Consider the following 19,260-nt stretch of genomic DNA (forward strand, 5'->3'; position numbering starts at 1 on the left):
TTTGGGGTGTCACCGTTCGTACCTGAACCGGATCCGGTATTGATTTTATTATTCATTGCAATTCAGGTCTCTTTACGTGAGTCGTTATTTCTGGATGTATTATTTACTGGGATTGTGCAGTTTTACCAGCCAGGCAACTCTTATTCCCCCTCCTGGATTTGAATCTCTGCTGGAAGGACAGACTGAGCAAATTGAAGTGTTGCTACCAGGGCATTCACTGGGATTATTTCCGGTGGTGGTTAAACCGGACACCGTGCAGTTCATGTCCCCATTGATGGTACTTGAAAGCAGTGGGCTTGCCGCGTTGCCGGCCGCAGAACGGCAAAAAGCGCTGGCTGCACTCAGCCGTCCGTTGCTACGTAACAGCAATCTGGTCTGTGGTGTCTCAGAAGCAAAAGACAGCAGCGAGTGTGGTTACGTGGCAACAGATAAAGAGGATGTTGCGGTTATTTTTGATGAAAACAACGGTCAGTTATCTTTGTTTCTTAACCGGGACTGGTTGCCGGATGAAGAACGACGTGATAAACGCTGGCTGACTCCGACGCCGGAGGGTGTCAGCGCATTTATTCACCGCCAGACGCTGTATCTGAGTGATGATCTCCACAGCCGTAATATGACACTGAATGGTAGCGGTGCCCTGGGGCTTGGTGACGGTCGTTATCTGGGAGGCAACTGGGCGGCTATCTGGAATCAGTCAGAACATTACAGTAACAGTCAGACCTGGTTTGACAATCTGTTTGTCCGTCAGGATCTCGGCAATCAGTATTATCTCCAGGCTGGTCGGATGGATCAGCGGAATCTGTCCAGCGCCACGGGGGGGGATTTTGGGTTCAGTCTGCTTCCCCTGAGCCGGTTTGATGGATTACGAACCGGGACCACCCAAGCTTATGTTAACCATGAGGTGGACCAGAATGCCACTCCGGTTATGGTTCAGGTTACCCGAAATGCCCGTATTGATATTTATCGTGGCAGCGAGTTGCTGGGGAGTCAGTTCCTGACCCCGGGAATGCATACCCTGGATACTCACTCTCTTCCACCGGGAAGCTATCCTCTGGCGTTGCGGATATATGAGGATGGAATTCTGCGACGAACGGAGAGCCAGCCCTTCAGTAAGGGGGGTAATAGCTTCAGTGCACAGACCCAGTGGTTTATTCAGGGCGGGCTGGAAGATACCGGGGATAAAGCCAGCCATTATGACGGTGAGACTGTCATGGCTGCCGGATTCCAAACTGGGCTGCGGAAAAATATCAGTCTGACCGAAGGTATCTCTCTGGCACATGAGGCCTGGTACAGTGAAACCCGACTGAATTCACAGCATGCAGTGCTGGATGGCACGCTGGACCTTTCTGCCGGGATACTGCATGGGACAGACAGCACGAGCGGTAACACTGAGCAGGTGACATACAACGACGGATTTTCCGCGAGTCTGTGGCGTAACCATACGGAAAGTGATGCCTGTAGTGGTCGTCATCCACAGTCAGTGCATGCCAGTATGACCTGCCAGACTTCGATGAACGCCTCCCTGTCGGTTCCGGTGGGGAACTGGTATGCCCTACTGGGATACAGTACCAGCAGGACAGAAGGTCGGCCAGTTTACCGGGGATATGATGATAACAGTGACAAAGAAAATGTGTTCTGGCGACAGGCATACATCCCTGCCTCTCACCGCGAATCTGCTCAGGCTAGTGCAACGTACAGCCTTAATATGGCTGGCATGAATATTAATACCCATGGGGGAGTATGGCGAACCCGAAATGACGGAGTGAATGATGATGGCTTGTTTATGAGTGTCAGTGTGTCATATGCCTCTCAACCACCGACAATGACTGGCAGTAATGGGTATACCTCAGCCGGGACCGATATTCACAGTAGCCGGAATCAAAAAACACAGACGTCCTGGAATGTGAACCATGTGAGATCCTGGCAGCAGGATCTGTATCGTGAACTGTCGGTGGGTTTCTCCGGTTATAACGACGACAGCTGGAGCGGGAGTCTCGGCGGACGCATGAGCGGCCGTATGGGTGAACTGAGCGCCACTATCAGTAACTCCCATCAACGTAATGCGGGCAGCGCCAGTTCACTCACCGCTGGCTACAGCTCGTCTCTGGCGTTATCCCGTAATGGACTGTTCTGGGGAGGTGGTCAGGACGGTGAACCGGCCTCTGGCATGGCGGTGAACGTGGAGTCAGAGGGGGACGAGGGCAGTAGCGGGAAAGTAGTCAGCGTTCGTGGCAGCAGCCAGTCGTTCAGTCTCGGTTTTGGTCAGCAGTCGCTGTTGCTGATGGAAGGCTATAACGCCACGGAGGTGACCATTGAGGATGCAGGGGTTAGTTCACAGGGTATGGCAGGCGTAAAAGCGGGAGGGGGAAGCAGGCGTTACTTCCTGACACCCGGGCATCTGCTGGTTCACAACATCAGCGCCAGTATGAGCCGACTGTACGTTGGCCGCGTACTGGACAAGGATGGCAGACCGCTGCTGGACGCACAGCCACTGAACTATCCATTTTTGTCGTTGGGACCTTCCGGGCGATTTAGCCTGCAGAGCGAGCATAAAGAATCCAGCCTGTGGCTGCTGTCTAAAAACAGGATCCTGCGTTGTCCGATGTCAGTACATAAACGTCGGGATGTTATGCAGGTAGTGGGTGATGTGCGGTGTGAATTAAGTGACGTGGAGGCCCTGCCACAGGCGTTGCAAATATCGCCGCGGGTCATCCGTTTGCTGAACGTGGCAGGTTTGCTGCGCCATTCCGTTCAGGAAGCCTGACGTAGAGATAAAGGCGATTACTATGAAGAATAAAATGAAGTGGACAAAGATAAACCATTATTTACATCCGAAAATTTGTTCGGCCTGCGCAATCTTGCTGATGGCTGGCGCTACACTGCCACAAGTCGCCGATGCGGAGACTACCTACGACCGGACCAGCACCGTCGACCTGAATTACGACAGGAGTAATGTACTAGGCTTTGAACGCATGTTTGAGCAGCATATAGATACGAATTATCTAGGATGGGTATGTAGATCCAATAGTAATGAAAACGAGGGGGCGTGTGACGATACAAATCTGATATGGGATAAACGGGGGGTAACAAAGATTCGTCTGCGTTTCAGAGAACAAATCAGTCATGCTGAAACTACGCTCATACTGGACGCTCGTGCTGGAGGAGCATGTGGATATTTTACTATTAATGGAGCCTGTACTTGTGTATATCCACATAACTACGTAACGGCCGGTATTTCCGCCGAAGAGCTAGCGAAAATACCGAAAGCCGGTATATGGAAAGCAACGTTGGTCTTGGATGTACATAGATGGCTAGACGGAAAAGTTGGTGTCGGGACTGCAGATATCACGCTGAATGTGACAGACCACTTTGCAGAAAATGCGGCTATTTATTTTCCGCAGTTTGGTACTGCAACACCTCGGGTGGACCTGAATCTGCACCGGCTGAATGCCTCACAAATGTCGGGCAGGGCTAATCTGGATATGTGTCTGTATGACGGAGGTGTGAAAGCCCGTTCATTACAGATGAAGATAGAAGGAAGCAATAAGTCAGGTACGGGATTTCAGGTTATAAAGAGTGATTCTGCTGATACGATTGATTATGCGGTCAGTATGAATTATGGGGGACGAAGTATTCCTGTCACCCGTGGCGTGGAGTTCAGTTTGGAGAACGTGGATAAAGCAGCAACGCGTCCGGTGGTACTTCCCGGGCAACGGCAGGCGGTACGTTGTGTGTCAGTGCCCCTTACCCTGACAACACAACCCTTTAACATCAGGGAGAAGCGTTCTGGTGAATATCAGGGAACGCTGACAGTGACAATGCTGATGGGAACACAAACCCCCTGACAGTAATTATTTATTTTATTGATATCTTTCTTATATGGTTTTTTAAATCAGAGTTCTCTTTATATACTTGTTTTATTTAATAAAGAGAATCTATTCACTTATGAAAATCAATGCGTGAGGTTCTGCTTTCCTATGACTGAGTATTTAGATGATAAAGATAAAGAATTATTGAAAGAAATCCAAAAAGATTGTGCACAAACTTTATGGCAACTTGCATATAAAGTGGGACTTACGCCCACACCATGTTTCAAACGTTTAAAAAAACTTAAAGACAGGGGAGTTATCATTGGTCAGTTTGCTTTATTGGATAAAGAAAAACTAGGTCTTTCACTTAATGTCTTTATTATGATTAACATATCTGAGGAGCAATACGCTAGTATTTCTGAGAAAATAAAGTCAATGCCTGAGGTTATTGCCTTTTATCGAATTTCTGGATCATTTAATTATTTAATGCATACAGTATTTACAGATATGAACGATTACTATAGTTTTTATGAGAAAATAATATTAACTAATTCTTCAATTAGTGGATCTGCATCGAGCTTTGTTCTTGAGAAAATAAAAGAAACAAACGAACTGCCAGTGTGAAAGTGTGATGTGTACTTACTGATTTAATACATTATTATCCTTCTTACGGAACAACAACGGCAGATTGCGGCTGTTGAACAAGGATTTTAATCAGCAGTGGTGAAATTAAGCGGCACAGAATAACATAGCGGAATATCATATGGTTAAATATCACCCCGTGCATGTAACAAAAAACCGCATTAAAACAGATGATGTTACTGATATTTATTTCGTTGAACCCTTCTGGAAAGAAGGCGAAAACCACATAATTGAGTCATTGACGTTTTTTGAAGAGTTACAAAAGTCATTTAATTTATTCAACCATAAATATGGGTTAAATAAATATATACTCAGGATCCCCTGGGAATTTTTGCTCATACATATGGAAAGGATCAGTAAATTAAATAGCGTCGGGTTATTTGCTGTTTCTGTTGACTTTAATAACAACCACAAATTTCTGAGCGAGTACATCAGGAGTCGCAGAGATTATGGTATGGAAGTTTGGTTTGATTTTTGTGGTAAACATTCTTATTCCAGTGAAATTAAAAACCTTGGGTTCTTTTTTCAGGCTTGCGTAGTGCCTCGTGATCCTAATTTTATTAGTAGTGTTTATCATTATCATAAGTTCCAAAAGATTCTTGTCGGGGATATAAATGATGTAGAACAGAGAGCCGTGTACCAGAACGAAGTTGATTACATGTATGGAATGCAATGGCCATCGTCATATGACGGTTTTTTCTTTCGGGATCATAAAAAAAATGAAACTTGGTATATATAACAGAAGGAGTGAAAATTTGAATCAAAAATATCTTATTTATTTTTTGTTTAATTATTGTTTTGTTTTTTATTACGATTAAATATAAAGAACATCATTGTTCGTGCGGTGGGGAGGCTGGAAGTTTAGGGGATGACCGTTTATCAACAATTTTATTACAGCCACCATACGAATGGTTTATATATGCACTAGATGTATTATTTTAGTTTAATATATCGATGGTTGCTATTTGCATTGATGATGTTCCGTTACATTAAGGAATATACATCTGTATCTCGTTATACGCACACTCACATTACTAATCATTATTAATATGAGTGTGGTTCTTGTTTTACGCATGCATGGTTGCATGTGACGTTAAATTTAAATGAGCTGACTGTATGAATTCTAAATACTTTAGAGAGGTGTTTTTTGTCTCGGTAGTTGTTATATTATTATTTTATTTGGTGTTATTTGCAGCCAGTGCTCATGCTGAAGGCGGTTTCAGCTCTGGAGGCATTGGGTTATTTATGACGGGAACAAGAGAGATGCTACTGTAGAGATAATAAATTCTGCTAAAGATTCCCCAATTCTTGTGCATTGACATCCTCCACGTCCTGAAGGGCGTGGGTTCCTGCTCCAACGGGCTGCCTGACTGCACGCTCCTTCCACAGGCAAGCACGGCGTGTCCCGCTCTAAAATGTTACGCGCGCCGTTTACATCGGCGTTCGCAGTATATCTTCATACCAGACACTTGTAAGTATCTCGCATAATCGTGCCATTCACATTTAGAGATCATACAACAGGACGGGGCTGTTTTTGGGCAGCCGGAAGTTAAGCCCATACCAGAAACGTTGCAGTGTACTGAAAAATGGCGCCAGGTTGCACCTGTTCAACGATTTTCTGAAGGCGCAGGAGTATTCATTACTGATATCCTCCATTGCGCCTTCGGGAACCCACAGAACCAGCTATTTTACCGATAGTGTTTAAAAGGCGTAAGTAATGCCGAGCATGAAGTCATTGGAGGCAGCCTTTGTGTCTGCATCATAAGCGGTATGTTCATCACCAGCATAGTGATTTTTTGAAATGCTTACTTTGCCTGCATTAATGTATTTATAACTGGCGTCAATCATAATATTATCTGTTACAGCATATTTTGCACCGATACCTGCGCCCCAGGCAAAGTTATTTTTTGAAGCAGACAGAGTTTCATTAATACCAAAACCAACAGGAATGGTGTTATTACTTAGCTTCACATGAGCGAGGCCAACGCCTGCGCTGATATAGGGTGTAAATGCCGTACTATTGTGAAAATCATAATAGCCATTAACCATGTAAGTGGTCATTCGGACCTGATTTTTTACATTTATGTGTACTGGCTGACCAAATGCAATAATATCCTGCCCGCCTTTAGCATCCGTCTCACCTCTGAAAGTGGTATCCAGTTCTAAACGTACTGGAAGCTGGAATGGATCATAAAAGTCATAACCGATAGCAACCCCGCCGCCAAAAACGCCTTTGGTACGGTCAGGTAACGTTGCATGACCATTGACTATCTCATCCTGGCTGAAGGTTGAGTTGATTCCATAGACATTTACTACGGATGTCCCCGCTTTCCCGGTGATATAGATCCCTTCTTTTGCTGATGCAGTAGCGGACCAGGCTACCACAAGGGGAATGATGCAGACTGCGAAAAAGTTTTTCATTTCAGAACCTGCCTTAATATTGGGCTAAAAGACAAGTTTCACGGTATAGGGTGTGATATAACGATTACATAAACGAAGCCCAAAAAACGGTCTATTGTAACGCTGGGTTTTCTGTAAGCGGGTAAAAAATGAGATGAAGATTTTAAATAACAATACGATAATCGTCGGTATGGAAATCCATCTCCTCGCCAAATTGCCCAACGTATGCCAGCCCCACGTACGGTTTCACTTCTATGTTATGTAACGGGTAGTGTGAGATGGAGCGATGCTGTAAGAAAAAGATGAAGATGAATTTGTACCCGACCAGAATAAAGCCCGTTATCCAGGAATAACGGGCAAAAATATTTACTCAAGTGCCTGGGCGAGATCTTGTTGTACCTGTTGACGTTGTTCTGGTGTCAAGACTTTGCTTAAATCAAAATAATATTTAACCCGATAATAGCGAGCCTGTTGTTCTATGTTACTGAAGGCTGCAAGCTGCTGTTTTACGGCGGCGTCATCCCATTTACCGGATTTAATCACCTCTATCAGCGCACCGTCTTTAATTCCCTTCATAGAAATCTGACTGACGTCGGTTTCCAGTTGTTGGTGAAGTTTTTTGATCCGGGTAATCTGATCGTTTGTCAGCTTCAGATGCTGGACAATAGGATCCTGGGCGGGCAGGGGAGGATTGGGAACAGCGGTGGCGAAAGCGCCAAAAGAAACGCCCGCCAGAGTCGCTGCCAGTAAAGTTGTGCGTACAAAGTTTTTCATGAAGATATCCTGATAAGGGAGTGATTAACCGTTTTTATTACCCGCGAATGGCGAGCAATTATCTTAGTCAGAATACGTTGCCTGCCACATTACGCCACGCGAATTTGTTTTACGGAGAGTTACGGAGTGAAACAATCCCGCCGCGGTGAGCGGCAGGTTGCTTACAAGGTGAATGGATCGGCATCGCGCCAGGCTGGAAATTTTTCGCGATAGTCCTGCAAGGCGACGAGAGAAAGATCGGCATCGATACGTGTCGCCTGGTGTGGTTCGGCGGTGGCGATAATGTCGCCCTGGGGATTAATGATCCGGCTATCGCCGCGATAATGTAACCCGTTGCCATCGGTGCCAACCCGGTTGCAGCCTGCGACATAAGCCTGATTTTCAATAGCGCGCGCTGTCAGTAATGTTTGCCAGTGTAGCGAGCGCGGCGCGGGCCAGTTCGCTACATACAGCGCCAGATCGTAATCATTGCGGTTGCGCGACCATATCGGAAAGCGCAGATCGTAACAGATCAGCGGCAGAATGCGCCAACCGCGCCACTGCACGATGATGCGTTTATCGCCTGCGGCATAATGTTGATGTTCATCCGCCATACGAAACAGATGGCGCTTATCATAGAGATGAACCTTGCCTTCCGGTTCAACCAGTAAGAAGCGATTTACGGCGCCGCGCTCAGTTTGTAGCGCCGCGCTGCCGGCAATCAGAGCGTCAGTTTGTCGGGCTTTGGCCTGCATCCACGTAATCACGCTATCTTGCGAAAGTGAGTTATTAGCGGCCTCCATCGCGAAGCCGGTGGTAAACATTTCAGGCAGAACAATCACATCCCGGCCAGATACGAGCTCTAGCTGTCTGTCAAAATGACGCAGGTTTGCCGGGCCGTCCATCCAGACTAAAGGTTGTTGCAACAGAGTAATTTTCAAACCAGACACGATCGGAGCTCCTCATTGAACAGCGTCTTTACACTGTAGCATGAGCAATAATAAAAAAGCGGCAAGAAAAAGCCCCGCGAAAGCGGGGCAGGAAAGAGGCGAGACTGATTATGCGGCTTCGACTTTACGCACTTTCTCCGGCAGCTTTACCGGTTTGGTCGCCAGCGCTTCAGGTTCAAAATCATCAACGTTGATACTGCGCAGGCGGCTCTCTTCCGCTTTCGCCAGAATGGCGGCTTCATCTTTATCTATAAGCCCTTTCGCCAGCGCATTGCGCGCCAGTTCATCCAGACGAGTAAACGGCAGATTTTTACCCAGTTCTTTGCAGATGCGCTGGTGGATAGGGTCGGCAGCGATGACATCACGCAGCGCTTCTTCCAGTAAACCGACCGGATTATGTTCGGCGGGCGTCAGATACTGACCGCGCCCAATGCGTGAACGTGTGGCGTTCGGCACCTGCAGGATCTTCGCCACGGCGTGATCCAGCTTATCAGACGGCGCCAGATAATGACGGCCAGTCGGGAAGATCATCGCGGTGAGCAATCCGGCCACGACGCGGTTCGGGAAGTTCTGCAGCAGATCGTCCATCGCTTGTTCAGCACGATACAGCGCATCCTGTACGCCCCAGTGCACCAGCGGCAGGTCGGCTTCGTGGCGACCTTCGTCGTCGTAACGCTTCAGTACGGCTGAGGCCAGATAAAGCTGACTCAACACATCGCCCAGACGCGCGGAGATACGCTCGCGGCGTTTCAGGCTGCCGCCCAGTACCGCCATTGACACGTCAGACAGCAGCGCCAGGTTTGCGCTCAGTCGGTTCAGATGCTGGTAATAACGCTTCGTGGCGTCGCCGGTTGGCGTATGGCTCGTTAATCCGCGGGTCAGGCCAAGCCAGAAACTGCGGACGGTATTGCTGCCGACATGGCCAATATGTTTAAACAACAGTTTATCAAAGGCATTCACATCATTATTCTGCGCTGCGGCCATCTCTTCCAGTACATAAGGATGGCAGCGAATGGCGCCCTGACCAAAGATCATCATGCTACGGGTCAGGATATTCGCGCCTTCCACGGTAATCGCGATAGGCGCGCCCTGGTAAGCACGCGCCAGGAAGTTGCTCTCGCCCAGCATAATGCCTTTACCCCCAGTGATATCCATCGCGTCGATAATGGACTGCTGGCCGCGGTGGGTGCAGTGGTACTTCACGATAGCCGACAGTACCGCCGGTTTTTCACCCAGCATAATGCCGTAGGTGATTAACGATGCGGCGGCATCCATCACATAAGCGTTACCTGCAATACGCGCCAGCGGTTCTTCAATACCTTCCATCTTGCCGATAGAAATTTTGAACTGACGACGAATGTGAGCATAGGCGCCGGTTGCCAGCGCGACGGATTTCACCCCGCCAGTGGAGTTGGACGGCAGGGTAATACCGCGTCCTACCGACAAACATTCCACCAGCATACGCCAGCCCTGTCCGGCCATTTTGGGGCCGCCGATAATATAATCAATAGGCACGAAAATATCGTTACCGCGGGTTGGGCCATTCTGGAACGGAACGTTAAGCGGGAAGTGACGACGACCAATTTCCACACCCGGCGTTGAGGTGGGGATCAGGGCGCAGGTAATACCCAGCTCTTCTTCTCCGCCTAACAATCTATCCGGATCGGAAAGCTTAAACGCCAGGCCCAACACGGTAGCTATCGGCGCCAGCGTAATGTAACGCTTGTTCCAGGTCAGGCGCATACCCAGCACCTGCTGGCCCTGCCATTCGCCCATGCAAACCACGCCGGTATCCGGAATGGCGCCTGCATCAGAACCTGCTTCCGGGCTGGTCAGCGCAAAGCAGGGGATCTCCTGGCCGCGCGCCAGTCGCGGCAGATAGTGATTCTTCTGCTCTTCCGTACCATAGTGCTGCAACAACTCGCCAGGGCCGAGTGAGTTTGGAACGCCGACGGTGATAGCCAGAATTCCGGAGACGCCGGACAGTTTTTGCAGTACACGGGACTGCGCATAAGCGGAGAACTCCAGCCCGCCATACTCTTTTTTAATGATCATCGCAAAAAAACGATGCTCTTTCAGATAAGCCCACAGTTCCGGCGGCAGATCCGCCAGTTCATGGGTAATCTGGAAATCGTTCGCCATCCGGCACGCTTCTTCTACCGGACCGTCGAGAAACGCTTGCTCTTCGGCAGTGAGTTGCGGTTGCGGATAGTTGTGCAGTTTTTTCCAGTCTGGCTTGCCCTGGAACAGATCGCCTTCCCACCAGGTTGTACCGGCATCAATCGCTTCTTTCTCAGTGCGCGACATCGGCGGCATGACCTTACGGAAGCCGCGGAACACCGGTGCGGAAATCATTGATTTTCGCATCGGTGTGAGGTTAAACGGCACGAGGATAATGGCCAGAGGAACCAACAGCCAGATGGACCACAGGCCAGCGACGCCAAGTGCGGCGGTCCAGGCGAGCAGAATCAGGCTGCTGAGAAATAAACTCACGCGGTGATAGAACAATGCGCCGAGCAGAACAACCGTAGCGATAATACTCAAAATCATCATAACGAAAAGCTCCCTTGCTTGTAGGAGGTCTGACCACTTGTGATGATTAGGTTGTAGTGGATGTAAAATTTTTTAGCAATGTGTTTACAAAATAATTACAACAAAGCTCACATTGTTGCCGTTTTTGGGGGCACGAAAAATCAAAAGCGTGAGGCGTTAATTCGGCTTATGCTTCTCGCCTGTACTGCTATCCGGTACACTGCATACTGTCATTTACATTCATGCTGAAGGATATCCTCATGTACCAGGATCTTATTCGTAACGAACTGAACGAAGCGGCGGAAACGCTGGCTAATTTTTTAAAAGATGACGCCAATATTCACGCTATTCAGCGCGCGGCGGTCCTGTTGGCTGACAGTTTTAAAGCGGGTGGTAAGGTACTTTCCTGCGGTAACGGCGGCTCCCATTGCGATGCGATGCACTTTGCTGAAGAGCTGACAGGTCGTTATCGTGAAAATCGTCCGGGCTACCCGGCAATTGCGATTTCTGATGTTAGCCATATATCCTGCGTCAGTAATGATTTTGGCTATGACTATATTTTCTCTCGTTACGTTGAGGCGGTAGGGCGCGAAGGCGATGTCCTGTTAGGGATCTCGACGTCGGGTAACTCTGGTAACGTGATTAAAGCGATTGCCGCGGCCCGTGAAAAAGGCATGAAAGTGATTACGTTGACCGGCAAAGACGGAGGCAAAATGGCGGGAACGGCGGATATTGAAATTCGCGTACCGCACTTCGGTTATGCCGATCGTATTCAGGAAATTCATATCAAAGTGATTCATATTTTGATTCAGTTGATCGAAAAAGAGATGGTTAAATAACTATACCCGTCATACTTCAAGCTGCAGGTGCGTTGGTTGCGCTCAGAAACCCCAGTCACATAGTTATCTATGTTCCTGGGGATTTCCTCCCTTACCGCCTTCCTGCAACTCGAATTATTTAGGGTATAGCATATTGTTTTCTTTGATATTTTTAGTTTTTATTGGCTGTAAAAATTACGCCTTCCCGCTTAAGGCGTTTGTGGAGGTGATGTATGTGCGAACTGCTTGGGATGAGCGCCAATGTGCCGACGGATATCTGCTTTAGCTTCACCGGACTGGTGCAGCGTGGCGGCGGAACCGGGCCGCATAAAGACGGCTGGGGAATTACCTTTTACGAAGGAAAGGGCTGTCGCACGTTTAAAGATCCGCAACCGAGCTACCATTCGCCGATTGCGAAACTGGTACAGAATTACCCGATCAAGTCCTGCTCGGTTATCGCTCATATCCGTCAGGCTAATCGCGGTGAAGTGGCGCTGGAAAATACACATCCTTTTACCCGGGAATTATGGGGACGCAACTGGACTTATGCTCATAACGGTCAGCTCAACGGTTATAAGTCGCTGGAAACCGGTAATTTTCGTCCGGTGGGGGAAACCGACAGCGAAAAAGCGTTTTGCTGGCTATTGCATAAATTAACGCAGCGTTATCCCCGCACGCCGGGCAACATGACGGCGGTATTTAAATATATTGCGACACTGGCGACGGTATTACGTGAAAAAGGCGTTTTTAACATGCTGCTGTCAGATGGGCGATATGTGATGGCGTTTTGCTCAACCCATTTGCACTGGATCACTCGCCGGGCGCCGTTTGGCGTAGCCACGCTGGTGGATCAGGATATGGAAATTGATTTCAGTTCACAGACCACGCCAAATGACGTGGTTACCGTGATTGCTACCCAGCCGCTAACGGGGAATGAAACCTGGCAAAAGATTATGCCAGGCGAATGGGCGTTATTTTGCCTCGGAGAGCGTATAATTTGAGGCCAGCTGTGGCTGAACGACTTCGTGACTCAACGGTTTGCTCACGACGTAACGTCCATCAACGATAGAAACAGTTGGCGGCTTATGCGTCTGTTCAAAATAATCGTAGCCGGGTTTTAGCTGCGCCCAGAAATCTTTGTAATATGAATATTTATGACGCTGCATATTGGCGTCGGTCATCCGGAACGGATAAATACTCACCTGCACGCTCGGCTGACCAAAGACCAGCGCGGCGGTGACAAACTGGAAAATCTCATCAATGCCGCTGTCGGTCATGGCATAGCAGCCGACGGAAACACAGGCGCCGTGAATCATCAGATATTTACCATCATAGCCATGTGCGCGATCGTAGGCATTGGGAAAACCAATGTTGATGGCCTTATAAAAACGGCTGTCTGGCTTGAGTTGATTACGCTGAACGCTGTAAAACCCTTCCGGACTTTTAAAATCGCCCTGACGGCGTTTCGGGCCTAACCCGCCGGAATAGTTGCAAATTTTGTAGCTATCAAGCAACTGGTATTGCTCACCCATTTTGACGTAGAGATCAAGGGTGCGCTCTTCTTTAAAAATCTGAATATAGACCGGTGAGCCCATTAACTGCTGCTTATACTCTTTACTGACCGGCGTGACGGGGCTGCTGCTGCTCAGCAAACCGGCAAATGAGACGCACGGCATCAGAAGCATCGCAAGAAAAAATGCGATTTTACGCATACTGCTTGTTCCTTGATAAAACGGTTACACACGCCAGAACGGCAAAAGAGTCCCCAAATCGGAGTAATCTGGATTTGGAGCGCTCACATTAGCACCACGGCAGTTTTTCGCAAGTCCCCGTGTGTACGTTTACAATTTTCCCGCCGCTTTCGTCGTCATACCTTCGAATATGTCGCATTTTTAACGCGAATGTCTCTTTGCGCGCAATAAAACATACTGTACACTTAAACAGTATTGTGGGGGCGAGCGATGCGCAAAATCATACATGTTGATATGGACTGTTTTTTTGCCGCGGTAGAGATGCGTGATAATCCGGCGTTACGCGATATTCCCATTGCCATTGGCGGGAGTCGTGAGCGAAGAGGCGTTATCAGTACCGCCAACTATCCTGCGCGCCAGTTTGGCGTACGCAGCGCGATGCCGACCGCCATGGCGCTAAAGCTGTGCCCCCATCTCACCCTATTGCCTGGCCGCTTTGACGCCTATAAAGAGGCTTCGCGGCATGTACGTGACATCTTTTCCCGCTACACTTCACTGATTGAACCGCTCTCGCTGGATGAAGCCTGGCTGGATGTGACTGACAGCCCGCACTGTTATGGATCGGCGACGCTGATCGCCAGGGAGATTCGTCAGACTATTTTCAATGAACTGCAACTCACCGCCTCCGCCGGCGTTGCGCCAGTGAAATTTCTGGCGAAGATTGCCTCCGATCTCAATAAACCGAATGGACAATATGTTATTACGCCAGCCGATGTACCCGACTTTCTTAAAACGTTGCCGTTAGCCAAAATTCCAGGCGTGGGGAAAGTTTCCGCCGCCAAACTGGAAAATATGGGGTTAAGAACCTGCGGGGATATTCAACAGTGCGATCTGGCGATGCTTCTCAAACGCTTTGGTAAATTTGGCCGGGTATTATGGGAGCGTAGTCAGGGTATTGACGAGCGTGATGTTAACAGCGAAAGGCTGCGTAAATCGGTAGGCGTTGAGCGTACTCTGGCGGAGGATATTCATGAGTGGTCGGACTGCGAGGCCATTATTGAACATTTATATCCGGAACTGGAGCGTCGTCTGGCTATAGTAAAGCCCGATTTACTGATTGCCCGACAGGGCGTTAAATTAAAATTTAATGATTTTCAGCAAACCACTCAGGAACATGTCTGGCCGCAATTAAATAAAGAAGACTTAATTACCACCGCCCGTAAAACCTGGGACGAGCGTCGCGGCGAGCGCGGCGTACGGCTGGTGGGGCTACATGTAACGCTGCTCGACCCTCAATTGGAACGACAGTTGGTGTTAGGGTTATAAGTCAGGCTATTAAGATTTTATCACTATTACGATTGCGCCATCTAAATTTCAGTATTACTATACCCGCGTTTTCTCATTCTCAATAACTGCAAAGGAGGTTCATCATGACACTTTATTCTCTGAACGCACTTTGCAGACCTTTCCAGGATTAATTTTCTTTTATTGCCCTGGATTCGTCTGCCATTTCCTGATTTTTTAATTCATACATGGAATGGTATATGGGCAATTATATTCGTCCTTTATCAGATGTGGTATTTTCTATCGCATCGGATAACCTGTGGATCGAAGATTCCGCGATCCAACAATTATATACGACGGCTAAGTTAACCGGTATGAAACGCGTTATCGGGATGCCAGATCTGCATCCGGGGCGTGGCTATCCTATTGGCGCAGCCTTTTTCTCACGTGGACGTTTTTATCCGGCGCTGGTCGGCAACGATATCGGCTGCGGCATGGCGTTATGGCAAACGGATATTTTAGGGCGTAAATATAACGCCGATAAACTGGAGAAGCGGCTGGCGTCGCTGCCTGACGTGGCGGACGCGCAGTGGCTGGAGGAGAATGTCCCCGCCGCCATGCAACATCATTCGTGGCGCTCTGCGCTGGGTTCCATTGGCGGCGGCAATCATTTTGCCGAGCTACAACAGGTCGATCGCATCGTCGATGCTAATTCGTTCGCTTTGTCGGGGTTACAAAAAACGCAGTTATTACTGCTGGTACACAGTGGTTCACGCGGTCTGGGGCAAGCTATCCTGCGTCGTCATGTGGAGGCGTTTTCGCATAACGGTTTGCCGGAAGATAGCGACGATGCGCGCCGCTACCTTGCAGAACATGACGATGCGCTGGCATTTGCCCGCAGTAATCGCGCGCTGATTGCCCGCCGGATACTGCAACAGCTCAGGGCTGAGGGCGAACCGCGGCTGGATGTGGCGCATAACTTCGTTGAACCCTGTACTGTCGCGGGTGAGGCGGGGTGGCTGCACCGTAAAGGCGCTACGCCAGATGGGCAGGGACTGGTGATTATCCCCGGCTCGCGCGGCGATTATAGCTGGCTGGTGAAACCCGTCGTCAGCGAGGAGAGCCTCTTCTCCCTGGCGCATGGCGCGGGGCGCAAATGGATGCGTACCGAGTGTAAAGACCGGTTATCGGCAAAATTTACCCCGCGACAGCTCTGCCGTACCGGGATGGGTAGCCGGGTGATTTGCCGCGATCGCCAGCTCATTTATGAAGAAGCGCCGCAGGCGTATAAATCCATCGATAGCGTTGTGGATTGTCTGGCAGACGCCGGACTGATTACGCCAGTTGCCTGCCTGCGTCCGGTGCTGACGCTGAAAACCTCAGGGGAGAAAAGCGCATGATCTTACTGCAACTTTCTTCTGCGCAGGGACCGGACGAGTGTTGTCTGGCGGTAAAAAAAGCGCTGGATTGTCTGACGAAAGAAGCTGCCAGAGAAAAGGTATCGTTGACGCGACTTGAAACAGAGCCGGGACGATTACCAGACACGCTGCGTTCCGCGCTGGTCTCGCTGGACGGCGAAAAAGCTATGGCTTTCAGTGAACGTTGGTGCGGCACGTTACTGTGGATTTGTACCAGCCCGTATCGTCCGCACCATGGGCGAAAAAACTGGTACGTCGGCATTGGGCGCTTTTCCGCCGACGAGCACATACAGTCTGATGAGATTCGTTTCGAGACTCTGCGCTCTTCCGGCCCGGGTGGGCAGCACGTTAATAAAACCGACTCGGCAGTGCGGGCCACGCACCTGGCGAGCGGGATTAGCGTGAAGGTTCAGTCGGAGCGCAGTCAACATGCGAATAAGCGTCTGGCCCGGCTGCTGATTGCCTGGCGGCTGGAACAGCAACGGCAAAATGAGTGTGCGGCGTTGAAGTCTGAAAGGCGTCTGTTCCATCATCAGATTGAGCGCGGCAATCCGCTGCGGATATTTAAAGGAATGGCGTTTACGCCACAATAATTCGGTGTTACCGGCGCTGTTATAGGGCTGTCCGGCTATTCGCGTGTAGCCGCAGCGCTATTTCAGCGCATTCAGGAGAGCTTATCTGGCAATGGATACCCGATATTCCATATTGCTAGCCCGTCCAGAAATGGGACGGGCATTTTAGCGCTTTCTTACTTCGCAGGAATCGCTTTCAGCAATTCGGTCAGCAGAGTCCAGTAGTGGCCGACGCTTTCGATATGTACCTGCTCATCCGGAGAGTGAGGTCCGGTAATGGTAGGCCCAATAGAAACCATGTCCATATCCGGATAGGGTTTCTTAAACAGACCGCATTCCAGGCCGGCGTGGATAATCTGGATATTCGGTGTTTTGTTGAACAGACGCTGATAGGTTTCCCGCACCAGGTGCATGACCGGCGAGTTCGCATCGGGCTGCCAGCCAGGATAGCTGCCTTTTGCTTCGGTTTTCGCGCCAGCCAGCTTGCCCAGCGAATCCAGCATACTCACCACATAATCTTTACCGCTGTCGATAAGAGAGCGAATCAGGCAGTGAATTTCGACATTCGCATCGGACATTGTGACCACGCCAACGTTCAGCGATGTTTCCACTACGCCTTTCGCCACGTCTGAATTGCGGATCACGCCGTTCGGCGTTGCGTTCAGCAGGCGCACAAAGGTATCGCGTGACGGCGCGGTCAATGCGGCTTTATCACTGGCAACCTCATTGAGTTGCAGCGTCAGGTTTTTCTCTTTTTCCGCCAGTTCGTTTTTCAGAATATCCTGGTAAGCGTTCACTAATGTTTTCAGCGCGCCTATGTTGTCTGCGGCAACGGCGAGGGTAGCGAACGCTTCGCGCGGAATCGCGTTACGCAGCGTGCCGCCGTTGAAATCGATCAGACGCAGATCCAGTTCTTCTGCGTGCCCGGCCAGAAAACGCGTCAGCAATTTGTTGGCATTGCCAAGGCCGAGGTGAATTTCACCACCGGAGTGGCCGCCTTTCAGGCCTTTCAGGGTTAGCTTAAAGCATGCAAATCCTGCGGGTACAGCTTCACGGGTCAACGGCAGATTAGAGGTAAAATCGATGCCGCCTGCGCAGCCCATATAGATCTCACCTTCTTCTTCAGAGTCGGTGTTGATCAGGATGTCGGCCTGCAACCAGCCGGACTGGAGGCCGAACGCGCCATCCATGCCGGCTTCTTCGGTCATGGTCAGCAGCACTTCCAGCGGGCCATGGACGACATTATCATCAGCCAGTACCGCTAACGCAGAAGCCATTCCAATACCATTGTCGGCGCCGAGCGTAGTACCGCGCGCTTTAACCCATTCGCCATCAATATAAGGCCGGATGGGATCTGTAGTGAAGTCGTGAACGGTGTCGCTATTTTTTTGCGGCACCATATCCAGATGCGCCTGTAAAACGACCGGCTTGCGATTTTCCATACCTGCAGTGGCGGGCTTACGGATCAGAATATTACCGACCTGGTCGCGATCCACGTAAAGGCCTTTCTCTTTGGCCCAACTCACAATATGTTCCGCGAGTTGCTCTTCGTGATAGGACGGGTGAGGAATAGAACAGATTTTGGCAAAAATATCCCACAAAGGTTGTGGTGATAACTGAGACAGTTCAGACACGATAAGTCTCCTTGGCGGTGGTCTGAAAAACGTTCTTACAGGCCACAGGGTTAGCGGAATTGATAACTCTTACGAGATGCGACTGAGAATACCACTTTCTCCGCCTGCGGGTAGTATAAAGCATACAAAAAGAGGCGTGGATTCCGCTAAACACTGGTTTTTAGCGCGTCAGGTCTCTATAATCTCGCGCAACTATTTCCCCCTCGAACACTTTTTAAGCCGTAGATAAACAGGCTGGGACACTTCACATGAGCGAAAAATACGTCGTCACCTGGGACATGTTGCAGATTCACGCACGCAAACTGGCGAGCCGCCTCATGCCTTCAGAACAATGGAAAGGCATTATTGCCGTAAGTCGTGGCGGCCTTGTACCGGGCGCACTACTGGCGCGTGAATTGGGCATTCGTCATGTCGATACCGTATGCATCTCCAGCTACGATCACGATAACCAGCGCGAACTGAAAGTGCTGAAACGTGCAGAAGGCGACGGCGAAGGCTTTATCGTCATCGACGATCTGGTCGATACCGGCGGCACCGCCGTCGCGATTCGCGAAATGTACCCTAAAGCGCATTTCGTCACGATTTTCGCTAAACCGGCGGGCCGTCCGCTGGTTGATGATTATGTTATTGATATTCCTCAGAACACCTGGATTGAGCAGCCCTGGGATATGGGTGTGGTATTTGTACCGCCGATTTCAGGTCGTTAATCAGCAGCTTTTCAGAGCGCCCGGCAATGCCGGGCGCTGTTTTATTGGTT

17 protein-coding genes and 1 pseudogene are annotated in these 19,260 nt (G+C 49.6%); 11 read left to right on the forward strand and 7 right to left on the reverse strand.

Annotated elements, in window-relative coordinates; all coding sequences use genetic code 11:
* The first annotated feature begins 76 nt into the window (after nucleotides 1–76).
* The 4 genes from tcfC to tioA all read left to right on the forward strand — a co-directional run bounded on the left by tcfC (nucleotide 77) and on the right by tioA (nucleotide 5,190).
* Nucleotides 77–2,764, forward strand: coding sequence for a fimbrial outer membrane usher protein TcfC (gene tcfC / locus EOS97_RS15195; RefSeq protein ID WP_000092514.1), 2,688 nt, complete (start codon nucleotides 77–79; stop codon nucleotides 2,762–2,764).
* 34 nt (nucleotides 2,765–2,798) lie between these two features.
* The gene (locus EOS97_RS15200) at nucleotides 2,799–3,845 is read left to right on the forward strand and encodes a CfaE/CblD family pilus tip adhesin (RefSeq protein WP_086013164.1); all 1,047 of its coding nucleotides are present in this window, start codon (nucleotides 2,799–2,801) and stop codon (nucleotides 3,843–3,845) included.
* A gap of 132 nt (nucleotides 3,846–3,977) precedes the next feature.
* Entirely contained in the window at nucleotides 3,978–4,433 is a 456-nt protein-coding gene (locus EOS97_RS15205) for an Lrp/AsnC family transcriptional regulator (RefSeq protein WP_023165960.1), read from the forward strand.
* Between the two features lie 139 nt (nucleotides 4,434–4,572).
* Entirely contained in the window at nucleotides 4,573–5,190 is a 618-nt protein-coding gene (gene tioA, locus EOS97_RS15210) for a protein TioA (RefSeq protein ID WP_000241750.1), read from the forward strand.
* A gap of 601 nt (nucleotides 5,191–5,791) precedes the next feature.
* On the opposite strand, the pseudogene EOS97_RS26950 reads toward tioA, so the two are convergent.
* Nucleotides 5,792–5,925: pseudogene (locus EOS97_RS26950) on the reverse strand (RNA-guided endonuclease TnpB family protein); the annotation flags it as partial.
* A 35-nt stretch (nucleotides 5,926–5,960) separates the two neighbouring features.
* Between EOS97_RS26950 and EOS97_RS15220 the strand changes: the two are divergent.
* Complete coding sequence (locus EOS97_RS15220; protein WP_031603244.1) at nucleotides 5,961–6,149, forward strand: hypothetical protein; 189 nt, start codon at nucleotides 5,961–5,963, stop codon at nucleotides 6,147–6,149.
* 3 nt (nucleotides 6,150–6,152) lie between these two features.
* Here EOS97_RS15220 and pagN read toward each other — a convergent pair whose 3' ends face one another.
* From pagN to fadE, 4 genes are all read right to left on the reverse strand, one after another.
* Nucleotides 6,153–6,872, reverse strand: coding sequence for an adhesin/invasin protein PagN (gene pagN / locus EOS97_RS15225; RefSeq protein WP_000787605.1), 720 nt, complete (start codon nucleotides 6,870–6,872; stop codon nucleotides 6,153–6,155).
* Between the two features lie 345 nt (nucleotides 6,873–7,217).
* A complete protein-coding gene (locus tag EOS97_RS15230; RefSeq protein WP_000788200.1) occupies nucleotides 7,218–7,625 on the reverse strand; it encodes a Spy/CpxP family protein refolding chaperone in 408 nt (135 codons plus the stop codon).
* Between the two features lie 161 nt (nucleotides 7,626–7,786).
* Nucleotides 7,787–8,554: an amidohydrolase gene (locus EOS97_RS15235; RefSeq protein ID WP_000015789.1), complete on the reverse strand. Its 768-nt coding sequence runs from the start codon at nucleotides 8,552–8,554 to the stop codon at nucleotides 7,787–7,789.
* A gap of 108 nt (nucleotides 8,555–8,662) precedes the next feature.
* A complete protein-coding gene (gene fadE, locus EOS97_RS15240; RefSeq protein ID WP_000973041.1) occupies nucleotides 8,663–11,107 on the reverse strand; it encodes an acyl-CoA dehydrogenase FadE in 2,445 nt (814 codons plus the stop codon).
* Between the two features lie 239 nt (nucleotides 11,108–11,346).
* Between fadE and lpcA the strand changes: the two genes are divergently transcribed.
* Together lpcA and EOS97_RS15250 are read left to right on the forward strand one after the other, a co-directional pair.
* Entirely contained in the window at nucleotides 11,347–11,925 is a 579-nt protein-coding gene (gene lpcA, locus EOS97_RS15245; RefSeq protein WP_000284051.1) for a D-sedoheptulose 7-phosphate isomerase, read from the forward strand.
* Nucleotides 11,926–12,137: 212 nt separating this feature from the next.
* Nucleotides 12,138–12,905 (forward strand): class II glutamine amidotransferase, encoded by a 768-nt coding sequence (locus EOS97_RS15250; protein WP_000333387.1) that lies wholly within the window; start codon nucleotides 12,138–12,140, stop codon nucleotides 12,903–12,905.
* Here the strand turns inward: EOS97_RS15250 and dpaA are convergent.
* On the reverse strand, nucleotides 12,876–13,616 hold the full coding sequence (dpaA, locus tag EOS97_RS15255) for a peptidoglycan meso-diaminopimelic acid protein amidase (RefSeq protein ID WP_001225658.1): 741 nt from the start codon (nucleotides 13,614–13,616) through the stop codon (nucleotides 12,876–12,878). The genes EOS97_RS15250 and dpaA overlap by 30 nt on opposite strands.
* Nucleotides 13,617–13,865: 249 nt before the next feature.
* On the opposite strand from dpaA, the gene dinB reads away from it, so the two are divergent.
* The 3 genes from dinB (at nucleotide 13,866) to prfH (ending at nucleotide 16,890) form a co-directional block, all read left to right on the forward strand.
* Nucleotides 13,866–14,921, forward strand: a complete 1,056-nt coding sequence (gene dinB, locus EOS97_RS15260) for a DNA polymerase IV (protein WP_001226198.1) — start codon at nucleotides 13,866–13,868, stop codon at nucleotides 14,919–14,921.
* Between the two features lie 218 nt (nucleotides 14,922–15,139).
* Nucleotides 15,140–16,279, forward strand: a complete 1,140-nt coding sequence (locus EOS97_RS15265; RefSeq protein ID WP_000528891.1) for an RNA ligase RtcB family protein — start codon at nucleotides 15,140–15,142, stop codon at nucleotides 16,277–16,279.
* Nucleotides 16,276–16,890: a peptide chain release factor H gene (prfH, locus tag EOS97_RS15270; protein WP_000602086.1), complete on the forward strand. Its 615-nt coding sequence runs from the start codon at nucleotides 16,276–16,278 to the stop codon at nucleotides 16,888–16,890. Before EOS97_RS15265 ends, prfH begins: the two co-directional genes overlap by 4 nt.
* A gap of 155 nt (nucleotides 16,891–17,045) precedes the next feature.
* Here the strand turns inward: prfH and pepD are convergent, their stop codons facing one another.
* Entirely contained in the window at nucleotides 17,046–18,503 is a 1,458-nt protein-coding gene (gene pepD / locus EOS97_RS15275) for a cytosol nonspecific dipeptidase (RefSeq protein WP_127836166.1), read from the reverse strand.
* A gap of 248 nt (nucleotides 18,504–18,751) precedes the next feature.
* Here pepD and gpt point away from each other — a divergent pair, with 248 nt between their 5' ends.
* The gene (gene gpt / locus EOS97_RS15280) at nucleotides 18,752–19,210 is read left to right on the forward strand and encodes a xanthine phosphoribosyltransferase (protein WP_001292018.1); all 459 of its coding nucleotides are present in this window, start codon (nucleotides 18,752–18,754) and stop codon (nucleotides 19,208–19,210) included.
* The last annotated feature ends 50 nt before the right edge of the window (nucleotides 19,211–19,260 follow it).

This window comes from Salmonella sp. SSDFZ54, from assembly GCF_004010735.1.
In the GTDB taxonomy this organism is placed as follows: domain Bacteria; phylum Pseudomonadota; class Gammaproteobacteria; order Enterobacterales; family Enterobacteriaceae; genus Salmonella; species Salmonella enterica.